The following is a 14,903-nucleotide window of genomic DNA, read 5'->3' as shown; positions in this document are numbered from 1 at the left end:
ATGCGAAAGGCATTGAACTAACGCCGAAAGGGCGCAATCCAATCATGTTCTTCAAGCGAGTTGGTCAATCGAAAGCGCCGTATCGGGCTGTTTTCCTGGCGCTTTCGGTGGTTGTGCCGTCGCTGTTCCTCTCGGCCTGCATGTCGTCCGAGAAAGACGTCGACCTGTCGACCTATGTCGACCAGACCGAACCGGCCGACGTCCTTTACAATCAAGGCCTTGCCAATCTCAATGCCGGCCGCCTGGATGAGGCGAGCAAGAAGTTCGACGCCGTCGACCGCCAGCACCCCTATTCGGAATTCGCCCGCAAGTCGATGGTGATGGGCGCCTTCGCCGACTACCGTGCCGGCCGTTATGACGAAGCGATCGGCTCGGCAAAGCGCTATCTGACGCTTTATCCGTCGACCGACGACGCGGCTTACGCCCAGTATATTATCGGGCTGAGCTACTACAAGCAGATCAAGGACGTCACCCAGGATCAGAAGGAAGCACGCCAGACCGTGCAGACGATGCAGGATCTGGTGACGCGCTGGCCGACCTCGGAATATGTCGACGACGCCAAGGAAAAGATCCGTTTCGCCAACGACCAGCTGGCCGGCAAAGAGATGCAGATCGGCCGCTATTATCTCGAGCGGCGCGAATACATTGCTGCCGTCAAGCGCTTCCGCAACGTGGTCGAGAACTATTCCAACACCCGCCATGTCGAAGAGGCGCTGGCGCGTCTGGCCGAAAGCTATTACGCCATGGGCTTGACCTCCGAAGCGCAAACCGCCGCTGCCGTGCTCGGCACCAATTATCCCGACAGCCAATGGTACAAGGATACCTACAAGCTGTTGCAGAGCAACGGGCTTGAGCCGCGCGAGAATGCCGGATCGTGGATATCCAAGGCCGGCAAGCTGATCACCGGCGCCTGACGCCCGAGCATCGACTGAGGCGGAACGCGCTTTTCGGATTGATCCGACGCTCAAACAAAAAGATAGTGCGGCGCTGCGACTCCATCGGTCGCAAGCCGCTTCACCAGCGGTTCAGTGGTTTAATTGAGGCGCTGAACCGTCCTAACTTTTTGTTGTACGCAATTCCGGACGGAAAACCGCTACGCACTTTTCCTGGAATTGCTTGAGGTCCAGGTTCTGATGCTTTCCAGACTGTCGATCCGCGATATCGTCCTGATCGAGAAGCTGGATATCGACTTCCAGCCCGGCCTTTCCGTGCTGACCGGTGAAACCGGCGCCGGCAAATCCATCCTTCTCGACGCGCTGTCGCTGGCGCTTGGCGCGCGCGGCGACGCCTCGCTGGTGCGCCACGGCGCGGCTCAAGGCCAGGTCATTGCCGTCTTCGATGTGCCGCGCAACCACCCGGTGCGCGCGCTGCTGGCCGAAAACGCCATCGAGGATGACGGCGACATCATCCTGCGCCGGCTGCAGACCGCGGATGGCCGCACCCGCGTCTTCGTCAACGACCAGCCGTCCAGCGTCACGCTGATGCGCGACATCGGCCATGCGCTGGTCGAGATCCACGGCCAGCATGACGAGCGGGCTCTGGTCGACCCCGGCGCGCATCGCGAATTGCTGGACAGTTTTGGCGGCCATCTGGGCGCTGCCCGCGCGACCGGCGAGGCGTGGCGCTACTGGCGTGGCGCCGAGCAGGAGTTCGTCAGGCACCGCGCCAAGGTCGAGGCGGCGGCGCGTGAGGCCGATTACCTCAGGGCCTCGGTGGCGGAACTGGCAAAGCTCGATCCGCAGCCCGGCGAAGAGACGCAACTGGCGGAGTTGCGTGCAACGATGATGCGGGCGGAAAAGATCGCCTCGGAAATACACGACGCACAGGATGTGCTGTCAGGCCCGTCCTCGCCGCTGCCGCAACTGGCCAGCCTGTTGAGGCGCCTGCAGCGCAAGGCCAGCGAAGCGCCGGGACTGCTCGAGGATGTGGTGAAGTCGCTGGACGAGGCGATGCTGTCGCTGGATGCGGCGCAATCGGGCGTCGAGGCGGCACTGCGCGCCACCGAATACGATCCGCAGCGGCTGGAGAAGGCGGAGGAGCGGCTGTTTTCGCTGCGTGCGGCCTCACGTAAGCACAGTGTGGCCGTCGACGATCTGGCGCAACTGCGCGACACCATGTCGGCCGATCTCGCCGATCTCGATGCCGGCGAGGGGCGCCTGCATCTCTTGGAGAAGCAGGCCGCCGCCGCGCGGGAAGCCTATGATATTTCCGCAGCCCAGCTGTCCTCGCTTCGCCACGCCGCCGCGGTCGGCCTGACCAAGGCTGTGATGGCCGAATTGCCGGCGCTGAAGCTGGAACGGGCCGAGTTCATCGTCGAACTGGCCAGCGATGGCGAGAACCGCATGGAAGAAGGCATCGACCAGGTCGAGTTCTGGGTGCGCACCAATCCCGGCACCAGGCCTGGGCCGATGATGAAGGTCGCCTCCGGCGGCGAGCTGTCGCGCTTCCTGCTGGCGCTCAAGGTGGCGCTGGCCGACCGTGGCTCGGCGCCGACATTGGTCTTCGACGAGATCGACACCGGCGTCGGCGGCGCAGTGGCCGATGCGATCGGCCAAAGGCTGGCCAGGCTGTCGAAGCGCGTGCAGGTGCTGTCGGTCACGCATGCTCCGCAAGTGGCGGCACGTGCTGCGACGCATTTCCTGATTTCCAAATCCGGCGGCTCGGATAGGGTCGCTACCGGCATCGCCGAAATGGACCGGGCGGCGCGCCAGGAAGAGATTGCGCGCATGCTGGCCGGCGCCACCATCACCGAAGAGGCGCGCGCAGCCGCCGAACGGCTGCTGCGCGAGAATATTGCTGCAGCGTAGTCGTCGCAAGGCTTTCGGACTGAGGCAGGATATGGCTCCATCCCGCTGTTCAGGAATGCTTTTTCCAAAATCCTGATTTATGGTGCCTCGCCACTGTCCAGGGACCGCTGCATGTCTGAAAAACCAGTCGAATCGTTGAGCGAAAGCGAAGCCGCGGATGAGCTCCAGCGGCTGGCCGAGGAGATCGCCGGTCATGACCGGCGCTATCATGCCGAGGACGCGCCGACGATTACGGACGCAGAATATGACGCGCTGCGGCGGCGCAACCTTGCCATCGAGGAGCGGTTTCCCGGTCTGGTGCGGGAGGATTCGCCCTCGCTGCGGGTCGGCGCCGCGCCGGCGGAAGGCTTTGCCAAGGTGCGCCATGCGGTGCCGATGCTCAGCCTCGCCAAGGCCTACACAGACGAGGACGTCACCGATTTCATCGAGCGTGGCCGGCGCTTCTTCGACCGCGACAAGGATCTCGACATCGCGTTTACGGCCGAGCCGAAGATCGACGGCCTGTCGGCGTCGCTGCGCTATGAACGCGGTGTGTTCGTGCAGGGTGCTACGCGCGGCGACGGCACTGTCGGCGAGGATATTACCGCCAATCTCAGGACCATCGCCGACATCCCCGCCAAGCTGGAAGGATCGGGCTGGCCCGAGACCATCGAGATCCGCGGCGAGGTCTACATGACCTATGCGGAATTCGAGGCACTGAAGGTACGCTCGGCGGCGGTGGGCGGCCAGGACTATGTCAATCCGCGCAACACGGCAGCGGGCTCCTTGCGACAGAAGGATGCGTCCGTCACCGCCAGCCGCAATCTTAAATTTTTTGCCTATGCCTGGGGCTACACGACAGCGGATCCGGCGACGACCCAATATGATTCGGTGCAGAAATTCGCCGAATGGGGGTTCAAGGTCAGCCCATTGATGGTGCGGGCGAAGTCGGTCGAGGAGCTGATCGCGCACTACCACAAGATCGAGGAGCTGCGTTCGTCGCTCGGCTACGACATCGACGGTGTCGTCTACAAGGTCGACCAGCTGGAATTGCAGCGTCGCTGGGGCTTTGTCACCGGTGAACCGCGCTGGGCCGTTGCGCACAAATTCCCGGCCGAACAGGCGATGACGACGGTGCAGAAGATCGACATCCAGGTCGGTCGTACCGGTACGCTGGCGCCGGTGGCGCGGCTGGCGCCCGTCACGGTCGGCGGCGTGGTGGTCGAAAACGTCACGCTGCACAATGAGGACTACATCAAGGGTTTTGACAGCAACGGCCTGCCGATTCGCGACGGCATCGATGTCCGCATCGGTGACACGGTTGTCATACAACGGGCGGGCGATGTCATTCCGCAGATCGTCAGCGTGGTCGTCGACAAGCGGCCGCCTGATGCGGTGCCTTACGAATTCCCGCACATTTGTCCGGTCTGCGGCTCGCCGGCGACGCGCGAAATCAACGAGAAGACCGGCAAGGAGGATTCCCGCCGGCGCTGCACCGGCGAGCTGATCTGCGCTGCCCAGGCTGTGGAGCGGCTGCGTCATTTCGTGTCGCGCGGCGCGCTCGACATCGAGGGGCTGGGCGCCGAGAATATCGACCTGTTCTTCAATTCGGGACTGGTCAAGACCGCCGCCGATATCTTCACCCTCAGGGATCGCCGCCCGGCCGTCACCAGGGCGCTGGCCGAGCGGCGCGAGGAGCAGGCGAGGTTGCGCGAGGCGGCATCGGGCAAGGCGCGCAAGAATGTGCGCGGTGTCGAGGACCGCAATTATGAAGGTCTCGACAAGCTGTTCGCGGCCATCGATTCGCGCCGCGAGCCGGAGCTCGACCGCTTCATCTTCGCACTCGGCATCCGCCATATCGGCGAAACGACGGCGGCCGTGCTTGCCCGGACGTTTTCGACCATCGAGGAACTGATCCGCGTCGGCAAGGAAACGGCGGCGGCTGAGGATCCGCACAGCGTCTTCCCCTCCATCAACGGCATTGGCGACACGGTGATCGATGCGTTGCGCGATTTCTTCGGCAATGAACGCAATGACGACGTGCTCGACAGACTGCTCGAACAGGTCAAGCCGAAGCCGTATGTCGTCACCGTGTCGGCCGACAGCGAGGTTGCCGGCAAGACCATCGTCTTCACCGGCACGCTGGAAAAGATGACACGCTCCGAAGCCAAGGCGATGGCCGAACGGCTCGGCGCCAAGGTGGCGGGTTCGGTGTCGGCGAAGACCGATCTGCTGGTGGCCGGGCCGGGCGCCGGCTCCAAACTGAAGCAGGCCAGCGAACTCGGCGTCGAAGTCATCGACGAGGACACCTGGCTGCAACGGGTCGGCAAGGCGTGATGGCCGGTTCGTTCAAAGGGTTCGGGCAAAAGGCCCTACCGTTCCTCAAGGCGCTCGACTTCCACCAGAGCCGCGAATGGTTCCAGGAAAACCGCGCGCTTTACGACAGCGAGTTGCATGAGCCGTTCTGCGATCTGGTCGAGACGCTGACCGAGCGCTTCGCGGCGGCGGGTCTGGGCTTGCGCGGAGACCGCAAGAAGTCACTGTTTCGCATCAACCGCGACGTGCGCTTCGCCAAGGACAAGCGGCCCTACAACCAGCATTTGTCGGCCATGCTGTCGCCGGATGGCACCAAGATGGAGCAGGGCGTGTTCTTCGTCTATGTCGGGATCGACCGCTGCTTTGCCGATGTCGCCTGGTGGAATCCGGAGCCGTCCCTGCTGCTGGCGATGCGCAAGGCGATCGTCGCCCGGCCGGCCGAGTTCCGAAAACTGCTCTCAACGCTGAAGAAAAACGGCTTCGAACTTGAAACCGAGGGCCGCATGAAGCGCACGCCGCATGGCTTCGAGCAGGTCAACGAACCCGATCTTGTCGACGCCATCCGCAACCGGCACTTCTATGTCCAGCACATGATCGATCCGGCTGGAATTCACGCGCCGACGCTGGTCGACGAGCTTGTCGATTTCGCCTTGCGCGCCAAGCCGCTGCTTGACTGGGGCAGGGCGATCCAGGGCACCGCGCTGCGGAGCTAAATCAGCCCCGCGCGCTGCACGGCTACATCCGCATCAAAAGCCCACCGTCGACTGCCAGTTCGATGCCGGTGATGTAGCTTGCCGCATCGGAAAGCAGGAAGAGCGTGGCATTGGCCATGTCCTGCGGCGTGCCGATGCGGCCGAGCGGCGCATAATTGGCAACGGCCGCGCGTTTCTCCTCGGTGTCCCAGCGCGCCTGCAGCGGCGTCAACGCCATGCCCGGGCAGATCGAATTGGAGCGGATGCCATCGCCCGCCAACTGCATGGCGAGCGACTTCGACAGCGCACAGACGCCGGCCTTCGATGCCTGGTAGGCATCCTGCGGGGTCGGATCGCCGCGATACCACTGGATGGTGGAGAAGTGCACCATGGCGCCGCCGCGTCCGCCGGCCCGCATATGCGGAACCACCGCCCGCGCGGTGTGGACGAAGGATTTCAGATTGATGTTGAAGACCTGGTCCCAGACGTCAAGGTCCATCTCGAGGGCCGACTTGTCGCGGCCGAACCAGAGCACGCCTGCGACATTGGCGAGATAATCGATGCCGCCGCGCTCGCGGCCCGCGGCATTGATGGTCTGCTCGACGAAGGCGGCGTCGGTGAGGTCGCCCTGGGCAAAGGTGAGCCGGTCGTCATAGGCGGCAAGCGACGCCGGACGCGGCTTGACGTCGATGGCGGTGACCGAGGCGCCGGCATCGAGCAGCGCCAGCGAGATCGCCTCGCCCATGCCGCCACCGGCGCCGGTGACGACCGCGTGCCTGCCGGTGAAATCATAAGCGATCATCCGAACCCCTCATTTGTTTTTACAACATCAGTTTCGCTGATTTGTTGGCTCAAGCGAATTCGTCTGACTTTTCAAACGCCGGCTCCTACATAGCAGCGCGAGATGGGAATGTGACATGTCGGCAGAGACCTTAAGCGAAAATTCCGTGGCCAGCGACTTCTGGGACGGCGTGCGGCTGTCGATGCCGGTGGTTGTCGCCGCGGCGCCATTTGGGCTGCTGTTCGGCGCCATTGCCGTCGACAACGGCTTTTCCGTTCTCGAAGCTTTCTTGATGAGCGCGCTGATCTTCGGCGGCGCCAGCCAGATGGTCGGCATCGAATTGTTCGGCCAGCATGTCGCGCCATGGCTGATCGTGCTGTCGATCTTCGCGGTAAACTTCCGTCACGTGCTTTACTCCGCCAGCATCGGCCGGCAAATCGCGCACTGGCCGGTTATCAGCCAAGCGCTGGGCTATTTCGTGCTCACCGATCCGCAGTTCGCGGTGGCGGAGCGCAGGGCCGAAGCCGGCGAGACCGTTGGCTTTGCCTGGTATATGGGCCTTGGCCTGCCGGTGTATGTGTTCTGGGGGATCGAAAGCGCGCTGGGCGCGGTGTTCGGCAAGCTGATCCCCGACACGCATGCGCTGGGCATCGATTTCCTGCTGCCGATCTATTTCCTCGGGCTGGTCATGGGCTTTCGCAACCGGCCACTGTGGCTGCCGGTGGTGATCGCCAGCGCCGCGGCGTCGATCATTGCCTACAAAACTGTGGGATCGCCATGGCACGTCTCCATCGGCGCCGTTGCAGGCGTGCTTCTGGCCGTCATCCTGCCGCCGCACCATAGCGGTGTGGAGGCAAAACGATGAGCGCGACTTTGTGGATCATCATTGCCGGCGCGATCGCCACCTATCTCACCCGCGTCGGCGGCCATCTGGTGATCTCGCGCTTCGACCACATCCATCCACGCGTCGAGGCTGGCTTGAACGCCGTGCCGGCGGCGGTGTTGACGACGCTGGTGGCGCCCGCCGCACTCAGCGCCGGACCGGCGGAATGGGCGGCGCTGGTCGTCGCCGCTGTGGTCTCGCTGCGCGGCGGCCTGATGGCGATGTTTCTGGCCGGGGCGGTGGTGCTGGTCCTCGCGCGGCAGTTTGTGGCATAGGGCGCCTGCGCGCGGAACAGTTTCGAACTGTCGGCGCCGCCCCTCATTGCCCTGCCGGGCGTTCGTCACTCGAAAAGCCAAGCAATTGGCTTTTCGTCCGCTTCGCGGACCGCTCCCCACCTCCCCGTATCGTGACGGGGAGAAAGAACCTCATTTCAAATCTTCGCGTCGTGCGGCAGCGGCGCTGTCGCTTTTTCCAGCCAGGCCAGCGTCTCGCCGTCGAGCATCGGGCCGATCTCGGCCAGCACCCAGGCATGGTAGGTATCCAGCCAGTGCAACTCCTCGCGCGTCAAAAGGTCGGTGCGGATCAGCCTGATATCGATCGGCGCCAGTGTCAGCGTCTCGAAACCGTGCATGGCGATGTCGCCGCCCTCGACCGGATCGGCTGATGTCACCAGGATCAGGTTCTCGATGCGGATGCCGTAGGAGCCTTCCTTGTAGTAGCCGGGCTCGTTCGAGAGCATCATCCCGGCAAGCAGTTTTTCGGTGCCGGTGCGGGCGATACGCTGCGGCCCTTCATGCACGGCCAGATACGAGCCGACGCCGTGGCCGGTGCCGTGGGCAAAGTCGCAGCCATGCTTCCACAGCGCCATGCGCGCCACCGCGTCGATTTCCGAGCCGCGCGTGCCGGCGGGAAAGCGCAGCGTGGAAATGCCGATCATACCTTTCAGCACCAGTGTGAAGCGCTCGCGCATCTCCTCGGTCGGCTGGCCGATCGGCACCGTGCGGGTGATGTCGGTGGTGCCGTCCTGATACTGGGCGCCGGAATCGAGCAGGAACAGCTCGCCCTTTGTCAGCTTGCGATTGGTGGCGCGCGACACACGGTAGTGCATGATGGCGCCGTTCGGCCCGGCGCCGGAAATGGTGTCGAAGGAGACGTCGCGCAGCGGCATCTGCGTTTCCTCGCCGGTCTGCCGGCGCACCTCCTCCAACTTGGTGACAACGGTTATTTCGTCGAGCGTGCCCGGCTTCTGCCGTTCCAGCCAGCACAGGAGTTTCGCCACCGCCGCCCCGTCTCGGCGGTGCGCCGCGCGGCTGCCGGCGATTTCCGCCTGGTTCTTGGTGGCGCGCGGGATGCGGGCGGGATCGGCTGCTGAAACAAATGTGCCGCCATTGTCCTCGACCAGCATTCTCAGCTTTTCCGCCGCCAGCACCGGATCGAGCGCGATCTTGGCGCCGCCCTCGGCAAGGGCGACGACCGCCGCCTCGAATTCGCCGGGCTCGTGCAGATCGGCGAGTTGGGTGAGATAGGCGGCGACCGTGCGCGAAAACTTGCGCTGGTCCATGAGCTGGTCCATGAACAGCTGGTGCTTGCCATCTGCTGCAAGGATCGCAAAGCCGAGCGCCAGCGGCGTGTGCGGCACGTCACCGCCACGGATGTTGAAGGCCCAGGCGATCGAGGAGGGGTCGGTGAGCACGGCTTGCGTCGCGCCCTCCTTGCCGATTGCCGCCGCCAGCCGCGCCAGCTTGTCCTTCGCCAGTTCCCCGGCAAAGCCGATCGGGTGGATTTCGACCGGCGCCGCCGGTGGTGCCGGCTGATCCTTCCAGATGATGTCGATCGGGTTCCTGTCGAGCGGCACCAGCGTCGCGCCGGATTGCTCGGCCGAGGTTTTCAGCGCCTTGACCTCAGCGATCGTGTGCAGCCAGGGGTCGAAGCCGAGCCTGGCGCCCTTACCGAGATTGTCCTTGATCCAGGAGGCCGGCGGGTTGTCGACCAGGCTCTCGATCGCAAAAATGTCGAGATCGACTTCGTGGCGCACTTGCAAGGTATAGCGGCCATCGACGAACATGAAGGCGCGGTCACGCTGCACAAGTGCTACGCCGGCCGAGCCGCTGAAGCCAGTCAACCATTTCAGCCGCGCCGAGCGATCGGCGACATACTCGCCCTGGTGCTCGTCCGCGCGCGGCACCAGGAAACCGTCGAGGCCATTATCCGCCAGCCATCGCCGCAGCAACGTCACGCGCGGCTTGCCGACGCTGGGGTCGCCTGCGGAATCGAAGGTCTGGAACATGGTATGCCTCCTGTATCGGGCGCGACCGTAGCGCATGACCCGGAAAAACCGGAATCGATTTTCGCCAATCGCAAACAGGCTCGGATTGGTCCAAAGCGCGTTGCGTCTCAGTGCTTGAGGTGGATCGTTACCCAGCCTTCGCGATGCAAGGTCCTGACATGCCGGAAATTCTGGCCGACATAGGCCGAGATCACCGCATTGCACTGGCGCTCGAGGATGCCGGACAGCACGATCGAGCCGCCGAGACTGATGTGCCTGGCCATCTCAGGCGCCAGCCGCATCAGCGGTCGCGCCAATATGTTGGCGACGATGAGATCGAAAGGCGCACGCTTGCCGAAGATCGGGTGGTGGAAGCCGGGCGCCGTCACCGTTTCGACCAGCGCCTTGACGTGGTTGAGGCGGGCGTTGGCGGCGGCGACCCTGACGGCGATCGGATCGATGTCGGTCGCCAGCACCGGAATATGCGCCAGTTTGGCGACGGCGATCGCCAGCACCGCGCTGCCGGTGCCGAGGTCGAGGGCATTCCTGGGACGTTCGCGGCGCACGACCCGCTCCAGCATTTCGAGGCAGCCGGCCGTGGTGCCGTGATGGCCGGTGCCGAAGGCAAGGCCGGCCTCGATCTCGATGGCCAGTTCGCCGCTGTGGCGCTTCCTGCGGTCATGCGCGCCATGGACGAAGAAACGTCCGGCGCGCACCGGCTTCAGTCCCTCCAGCGAGCGCGCCACCCAATCGATGTCGGGCAAAACCTCGCGCTCGATCGGCTTCGACAGGGACAGTCCGGCGAGGCTGTCCCTTAGCCGCGCCTCAACCGCGTCGACATTGCCGTCGGTGTAGAGCGAAACCTCGTAGATGTCGCGGTCTTCATCGACTTCGAGCACGGCGATCGGCAGGCCTTCATCCTCGAAAGCCGGTTCGAGCGCGGCAAAGATGCGGTCGGCCTCGACCTTCCCGGCGATGAAGTGGAGCCTGGTCTGACCCATCAGCTGGTCTCTTGCTTGAGCATGATCTCTGGACAACACTTTTCTGTCCGAGAAAACCGGATTCCACATTTAGGGATCATGCCTAGCCTGCCGCCAGCCGCTTCAGCTTGGCGATCGCGGTATCGGCGCTTTCGCCATAGGCTATGGTGCCCGAAAACTCGCCCTTGGCATTGAGCAGCAGCGCCGAGGCCGTGTGGTCCATCGTGTAATCGCCGTCGCCGGTGTCGACCTTCTTCCAGTAGATGTTGAAGGACTTCGCCATGGCGTGCACCTTGTCGGGATCGCCCGATATGCCGACGATGCGGTCGGAGAAATTGCTGACGTAAGTGTTCATCACCGGCGGCGTGTCGCGCTCTGGATCGACGGTAACGAAGTAGGCGTTGAGGTTCTTGCCGTCGTTGCCCAGCGTCTTCAGCCAGCCGGCCATTTCGAACAAAGTGGTCGGGCAGACTTCCGGGCAATGGGTGAAGCCGAAGAAGACGATGCTGGGTTTTCCCCGGAAGGCGGCTTCGGTGATTGGCGCGCCTTTCTGGTCGACCAGCGTGAATGGCGCGCCATACGGTTCGCCACCATAGTGGCCGCGATAGAAGTCAAAGGTGAGCCAGCCGATGCCCGCCGCCATCAGAACGAGAATGCCGACCAGAATTGAACGCATCATCAGGAATTGTCCGTAGCAGAAATCATCGAGCGCCGGATCGGCGCCTCTCTACCGGCAGTCTTAGCCGGTCGCAGGGGGCAAGGCAAAGATGCCGCGTTGCCGCAACCGGGCTGGGCGCTACCTTGCAAACAGCTGGCCCTTATCCCACCTGAGACCGGCAAACTGAACCTGAGGAGGCTCCCTTGCAAAGACGGACTGGGCAGAGACGGATTGGGCAGAAACTGATCGGCGGCGCGCTGGCCGCATGCATTGCCCTTGGTGCCGCAGCGGCAGAGGAAGTCGGCAAGGTCGGCGTCGATTGGGTCGGCAACGACATCATCGTCGAGGCGATCAAGGATCCCAAGATCGACGGCGTGACCTGCCATGTCTCCTATTTCGACCGCAGCGTCATCGACCGGCTGCACAAGGGCAACTGGTTCGAGGATCCGTCTGATTCCTCGATCTCCTGCCGCCAGACCGGGCCGATCACCATCGGCGACATCGACATGAGCGAGGGCGGCGAAGAGGTGTTCAAGCAAGGCATCAGCCTGATCTGGAAGAAGCAGGTGGTGAACCGCATCTACGACAAGAAGAACGAGACGCTGATCTATCTCTCGCATTCGCGCCAGGTGCAGGACGGCTCGGCGAAAATGTCGGTGACGACCGTGCCGCTGTTCAGCCAGAACGTGGTGTGGACCGGCGGCAAGCCGAAATAGCGGATTCTCCGGGCGCAACGCGACAATTGCTTCCGCAATTGTGCGGGGGTAAATCCGCCAGATGGACCGTACCGAAAACCTCGTCCTGAAAGATCCCGAGCCGCGCATCCATCCGACCGCGGAGCTGAAAGCGTGCAAGCTTGGCCGCTATGCCTCGATCGGCGAACGGGTGGTGCTGCGCGAGGTCAATGTCGGCGATTTCTCCTATTTCGAGCGCCACGCCGAGGCGATCTACACGACGATCGGAAAATTCTGCTCGATCGCCGCCAACAGCCGCATCAATGCGTTGGAGCATCCGATCGAGCGGATAACGCAGCACAAGCTCAGCTACCGGCCGAACGAGTATTTCCGCTGGCTGGGCGTCGACGCGGCGTTCCGCGCGCGGCGGCAGGCCAAGGCGGTCAGCATCGGCAACGATGTCTGGATCGGCCATGGCGCCGTCGTCATGCCCGGCATCAGCATCGGCAATGGCGCCATCGTCGGCGCCAATGCGGTGGTGACGCGGAATGTACCGGCCTACACAATCGTCGCCGGCGTACCGGCGAAGCCGTTGCGCATGCGCTTTCCCTCCGAGATCGCGGCGCGGATCGAAAGCCTCGCCTGGTGGGACTGGCCGCCGGAGAAACTCGCCAAAGCGGTTCCCGACATGCAGGCCTTGCCGATTGAGGATTTCCTCCATCGCTGGGAGCAAGAGCATTCCTGAGAGCTCGCCGCGCGTGCGCGGTTTCATCGACTGGCTGGCCGAAATCCTGGCGCCAAAATTCTGAACGGCACGTGTCGGGAAGAGTTCCGCTGGTCTGCGGCAACGCAACGAACCCCTTCCGCCATGCGGGGGTTGCCTAGCGGAAGGGGCTTGGAGACAAATCCGCGTGAAGCGGAAGGAACAGGTTTTTTGCCTGCATGGTGACTAATGGCAACAAACCGATAAGGCGGCTTTTCACGGCGCTGCGCCTTTGGCGTGCATACAATCGCATCAGCGATGCCCTCTGCGACAGGGAACCGGAAGCGGCTGCCGGTTGTTTATTGTTGGAGCGATGAATGCGGCCTTGGTCAGCTCATCGCGCTTTGACCCCGTTGAGGATGTGAATGATCGAAAAGCTGTTTACCAGAATCGCCAACACCGTTTCGCACTTGGCGGGCCTGCCGCCGACTTTCATCGCCTGTTGCGCCATCGTTATCGTCTGGGCGGTAAGCGGGCCATTCTTCGGCTTCTCCGATACGTGGCAGCTCGTCATCAACACGGGAACGACGATCATCACCTTTTTGATGGTGTTCCTGATTCAGAACACCCAGAACCGCGACGGCGCCGCGGTTCAGGCCAAGCTCGACGAACTGATCCGCGTCAGCGAGGGCCACAATCATTTCATCGGCATCGAGCACCTGACCGAATCCGAGGTCGAGGAGATCAGAGACAAATGCGAGCGGGCGGCAAAACGCCATGACCACGAGCTCGCCGAACTGGCGGGCAAGAAGGCCGTCGCGCAAAAGCGCACCGCGAAAAAACGCGCGCCCGCCTGAGTCTCGGCTTTGGCTGAGTTCGACGATCAGTTTCCCATAAAGGCCGCGAAAGCGTCCTTATGGTCGGGGTGCCAGCGCGAGAGAGCAGGCCGGTTCTCGATGATGTCGCCGATCGCCCAGGCCATGCGCTTTTCATCGGTCGGCCGCATCACCTCATTGTCGGGGCACAGGATGTAGAAGTCCCCGCGCGCCAGCGAAGCCAGCATGAAGTCGACCACCTGCTCGCCGGTCCAGGCGCCAGCGGGTTTTTCGACCGCTCCTTCGGTGAGGCCGGTGAAGGTGAAGCCGGGAATGAGAAGATGCGCCGCGACCTTCGCGCCCGGCTCGTTGCGCAATGCGTGCGCCAGGCCTTCGGTGAACGTCTTCAATGCCGATTTGGATACGTTGTAGGCGAGATTGCCGGGTGGCGTGGTGATGCCTTGCTTGGAGCCGGTGTTGATGATCAGGCCCGGCTCTCCGGAGGCCAGCATGGCCGGCGCAAAGGCCTCGACGCCATGTACGACGCCCCAGAAATTGATGTCGATCAGCCGCTTCCAGGCGTCGCCGTTCTCCCACGGTTTTCCCGGATTGTTGCCGACGCCGGCATTGTTCATCAGCAGCGATACGGCGCCGAAAGCGGCATGCGTCTTTTCCGCCAGCCGGCCGAGTTCGTCGGCCTTCGAGACGTCTGTGGCGACCGCAAGCACGGCATTCTCGCCGGCGATCGCGGCGACTGCCTGGCGGGCCGCATCGAGGCGCGCGCCGCCAATGTCGGCCAGCACCAGTCTCATGCCCATAGCCGCCAGCCTTTTGGCGGCGGCAAGCCCGATGCCGCTGGCGCCCCCGGTGACGACGGCGACGTTGCCTCGGCTGAGGGCGGGCAAAGCGGATTGGATTTCGGAGTCGGAGGTCATGATCTTTTTCCTAGGGTTCGGGTGGCGCCGAACTTAGCGCGGGACGCGCATCGTGCAAGGCCGTCCCGCGTGTTCGGGTTGACCGCATCAACGGCGGCCGTGCATGCTGCGGCCGAACAGGGAGATTGCCGATTGACCGACTGGGTTGCGATCCTGAAGGAGCAGACCGCCACCGGCGACCAGATGGGCCGCGAGGTGCCACAGATGCTTGCCAATCCGGACATAAGCGAAGCGCAGGTGAAGACCTTGTTTTCAGCACTCGAAAAACAGGCCGAGTTCGTCGAGAAATTGCGCATGGCGCTGGAAAAATTCGGCCATGATTTTTCGATCATCAAGGCGGCCGAGCGGCTGGAGGAGCGCTATGCCGACCTTGCGGCGTCGGTTGCCGAAAAGCTGAAGGCGATGCGCAAGTAG

Annotated in this window: 15 protein-coding genes; 10 read left to right on the top strand and 5 right to left on the bottom strand. The window is 63.3% G+C overall.

Features of this window, described 5'->3' with window-relative positions; translation table 11 throughout:
* The first annotated feature begins 44 nt into the window (after positions 1-44).
* From NKI88_RS14320 to NKI88_RS14305, 4 genes are all read left to right on the top strand, one after another.
* On the top strand, positions 45-914 hold the full coding sequence (locus tag NKI88_RS14320; RefSeq protein ID WP_023668284.1) for an outer membrane protein assembly factor BamD: 870 nt from the start codon (positions 45-47) through the stop codon (positions 912-914).
* A 219-nt stretch (positions 915-1,133) separates the two neighbouring features.
* Positions 1,134-2,807 carry a DNA repair protein RecN gene (recN, locus tag NKI88_RS14315; RefSeq protein WP_352655772.1) on the top strand — a complete coding sequence of 558 codons (1,674 nt, stop codon included), beginning with the start codon at positions 1,134-1,136 and terminating at the stop codon, positions 2,805-2,807.
* A 111-nt stretch (positions 2,808-2,918) separates the two neighbouring features.
* The gene (ligA, locus tag NKI88_RS14310; protein ID WP_352655770.1) at positions 2,919-5,123 is read left to right on the top strand and encodes an NAD-dependent DNA ligase LigA; all 2,205 of its coding nucleotides are present in this window, start codon (positions 2,919-2,921) and stop codon (positions 5,121-5,123) included.
* A complete protein-coding gene (locus NKI88_RS14305) occupies positions 5,123-5,815 on the top strand; it encodes a DUF2461 domain-containing protein (protein WP_352655768.1) in 693 nt (230 codons plus the stop codon). The genes ligA and NKI88_RS14305 overlap by 1 nt, the downstream gene beginning before the upstream one ends.
* Positions 5,816-5,837: 22 nt before the next feature.
* Here NKI88_RS14305 and NKI88_RS14300 read toward each other — a convergent pair whose 3' ends face one another.
* Positions 5,838-6,596 carry an SDR family NAD(P)-dependent oxidoreductase gene (locus tag NKI88_RS14300; RefSeq protein WP_023697012.1) on the bottom strand — a complete coding sequence of 253 codons (759 nt, stop codon included), beginning with the start codon at positions 6,594-6,596 and terminating at the stop codon, positions 5,838-5,840.
* Between the two features lie 115 nt (positions 6,597-6,711).
* Between NKI88_RS14300 and NKI88_RS14295 the strand changes: the two genes are divergently transcribed.
* Both NKI88_RS14295 and NKI88_RS14290 read left to right on the top strand, forming a co-directional pair.
* A complete protein-coding gene (locus NKI88_RS14295; protein ID WP_352655766.1) occupies positions 6,712-7,440 on the top strand; it encodes an AzlC family ABC transporter permease in 729 nt (242 codons plus the stop codon).
* Positions 7,437-7,733, top strand: coding sequence for an AzlD family protein (locus NKI88_RS14290; RefSeq protein ID WP_023741691.1), 297 nt, complete (start codon positions 7,437-7,439; stop codon positions 7,731-7,733). The genes NKI88_RS14295 and NKI88_RS14290 overlap by 4 nt, the downstream gene beginning before the upstream one ends.
* A gap of 155 nt (positions 7,734-7,888) precedes the next feature.
* Here NKI88_RS14290 and NKI88_RS14285 read toward each other — a convergent pair whose 3' ends face one another.
* From NKI88_RS14285 to NKI88_RS14275, 3 genes are all read right to left on the bottom strand, one after another.
* Positions 7,889-9,745, bottom strand: coding sequence for an aminopeptidase P family protein (locus NKI88_RS14285; RefSeq protein ID WP_352655764.1), 1,857 nt, complete (start codon positions 9,743-9,745; stop codon positions 7,889-7,891).
* Positions 9,746-9,852: 107 nt separating this feature from the next.
* Positions 9,853-10,725, bottom strand: a complete 873-nt coding sequence (locus NKI88_RS14280) for a 50S ribosomal protein L11 methyltransferase (protein ID WP_352655762.1) — start codon at positions 10,723-10,725, stop codon at positions 9,853-9,855.
* An 82-nt stretch (positions 10,726-10,807) separates the two neighbouring features.
* A complete protein-coding gene (locus tag NKI88_RS14275) occupies positions 10,808-11,383 on the bottom strand; it encodes an SCO family protein (protein WP_023712445.1) in 576 nt (191 codons plus the stop codon).
* Positions 11,384-11,565: 182 nt separating this feature from the next.
* Here NKI88_RS14275 and NKI88_RS14270 point away from each other — a divergent pair, with 182 nt between their 5' ends.
* The 3 genes from NKI88_RS14270 to NKI88_RS14260 all read left to right on the top strand — a co-directional run bounded on the left by NKI88_RS14270 (position 11,566) and on the right by NKI88_RS14260 (position 13,596).
* Entirely contained in the window at positions 11,566-12,078 is a 513-nt protein-coding gene (locus NKI88_RS14270) for a CreA family protein (RefSeq protein ID WP_352655760.1), read from the top strand.
* Positions 12,079-12,139: 61 nt separating this feature from the next.
* Entirely contained in the window at positions 12,140-12,781 is a 642-nt protein-coding gene (locus tag NKI88_RS14265) for a DapH/DapD/GlmU-related protein (RefSeq protein WP_352655758.1), read from the top strand.
* Positions 12,782-13,164: 383 nt separating this feature from the next.
* Positions 13,165-13,596: a low affinity iron permease family protein gene (locus NKI88_RS14260; RefSeq protein ID WP_023750938.1), complete on the top strand. Its 432-nt coding sequence runs from the start codon at positions 13,165-13,167 to the stop codon at positions 13,594-13,596.
* Positions 13,597-13,622: 26 nt separating this feature from the next.
* On the opposite strand, the gene NKI88_RS14255 is transcribed toward NKI88_RS14260, so the two are convergent.
* Positions 13,623-14,489, bottom strand: coding sequence for an SDR family NAD(P)-dependent oxidoreductase (locus NKI88_RS14255; RefSeq protein WP_352655756.1), 867 nt, complete (start codon positions 14,487-14,489; stop codon positions 13,623-13,625).
* 132 nt (positions 14,490-14,621) lie between these two features.
* Here NKI88_RS14255 and NKI88_RS14250 point away from each other — a divergent pair, with 132 nt between their 5' ends.
* Positions 14,622-14,903 carry a hypothetical protein gene (locus NKI88_RS14250; protein ID WP_023668298.1) on the top strand — a complete coding sequence of 94 codons (282 nt, stop codon included), beginning with the start codon at positions 14,622-14,624 and terminating at the stop codon, positions 14,901-14,903.

Source organism: Mesorhizobium sp. M0317, assembly GCF_040321555.1.
Classification (GTDB): Bacteria; Pseudomonadota; Alphaproteobacteria; order Rhizobiales; family Rhizobiaceae; genus Mesorhizobium.
The sequence above is the reverse complement of the archived record's forward strand: the minus strand, read 5'-3'. Positions and strand labels throughout refer to the sequence as shown.

Excerpts from the sequence above, each read along its gene's own strand:
- NKI88_RS14320 (WP_023668284.1), top strand. The coding sequence starts at position 45 with ATGTTCTTCAAGCGAGTTGGTCAATCGAAAGCGCCGTATCGGGCTGTT.
- recN (WP_352655772.1), top strand. The coding sequence starts at position 1,134 with ATGCTTTCCAGACTGTCGATCCGCGATATCGTCCTGATCGAGAAGCTG.
- ligA (WP_352655770.1), top strand. The coding sequence starts at position 2,919 with ATGTCTGAAAAACCAGTCGAATCGTTGAGCGAAAGCGAAGCCGCGGAT.
- NKI88_RS14305 (WP_352655768.1), top strand. The coding sequence starts at position 5,123 with ATGGCCGGTTCGTTCAAAGGGTTCGGGCAAAAGGCCCTACCGTTCCTC.
- NKI88_RS14300 (WP_023697012.1), bottom strand. The coding sequence starts at position 6,596 with ATGATCGCTTATGATTTCACCGGCAGGCACGCGGTCGTCACCGGCGCC.
- NKI88_RS14295 (WP_352655766.1), top strand. The coding sequence starts at position 6,712 with ATGTCGGCAGAGACCTTAAGCGAAAATTCCGTGGCCAGCGACTTCTGG.
- NKI88_RS14290 (WP_023741691.1), top strand. The coding sequence starts at position 7,437 with ATGAGCGCGACTTTGTGGATCATCATTGCCGGCGCGATCGCCACCTAT.
- NKI88_RS14285 (WP_352655764.1), bottom strand. The coding sequence starts at position 9,745 with ATGTTCCAGACCTTCGATTCCGCAGGCGACCCCAGCGTCGGCAAGCCG.
- NKI88_RS14280 (WP_352655762.1), bottom strand. The coding sequence starts at position 10,725 with ATGGGTCAGACCAGGCTCCACTTCATCGCCGGGAAGGTCGAGGCCGAC.
- NKI88_RS14275 (WP_023712445.1), bottom strand. The coding sequence starts at position 11,383 with ATGATGCGTTCAATTCTGGTCGGCATTCTCGTTCTGATGGCGGCGGGC.
- NKI88_RS14265 (WP_352655758.1), top strand. The coding sequence starts at position 12,140 with ATGGACCGTACCGAAAACCTCGTCCTGAAAGATCCCGAGCCGCGCATC.
- NKI88_RS14260 (WP_023750938.1), top strand. The coding sequence starts at position 13,165 with ATGATCGAAAAGCTGTTTACCAGAATCGCCAACACCGTTTCGCACTTG.
- NKI88_RS14255 (WP_352655756.1), bottom strand. The coding sequence starts at position 14,489 with ATGACCTCCGACTCCGAAATCCAATCCGCTTTGCCCGCCCTCAGCCGA.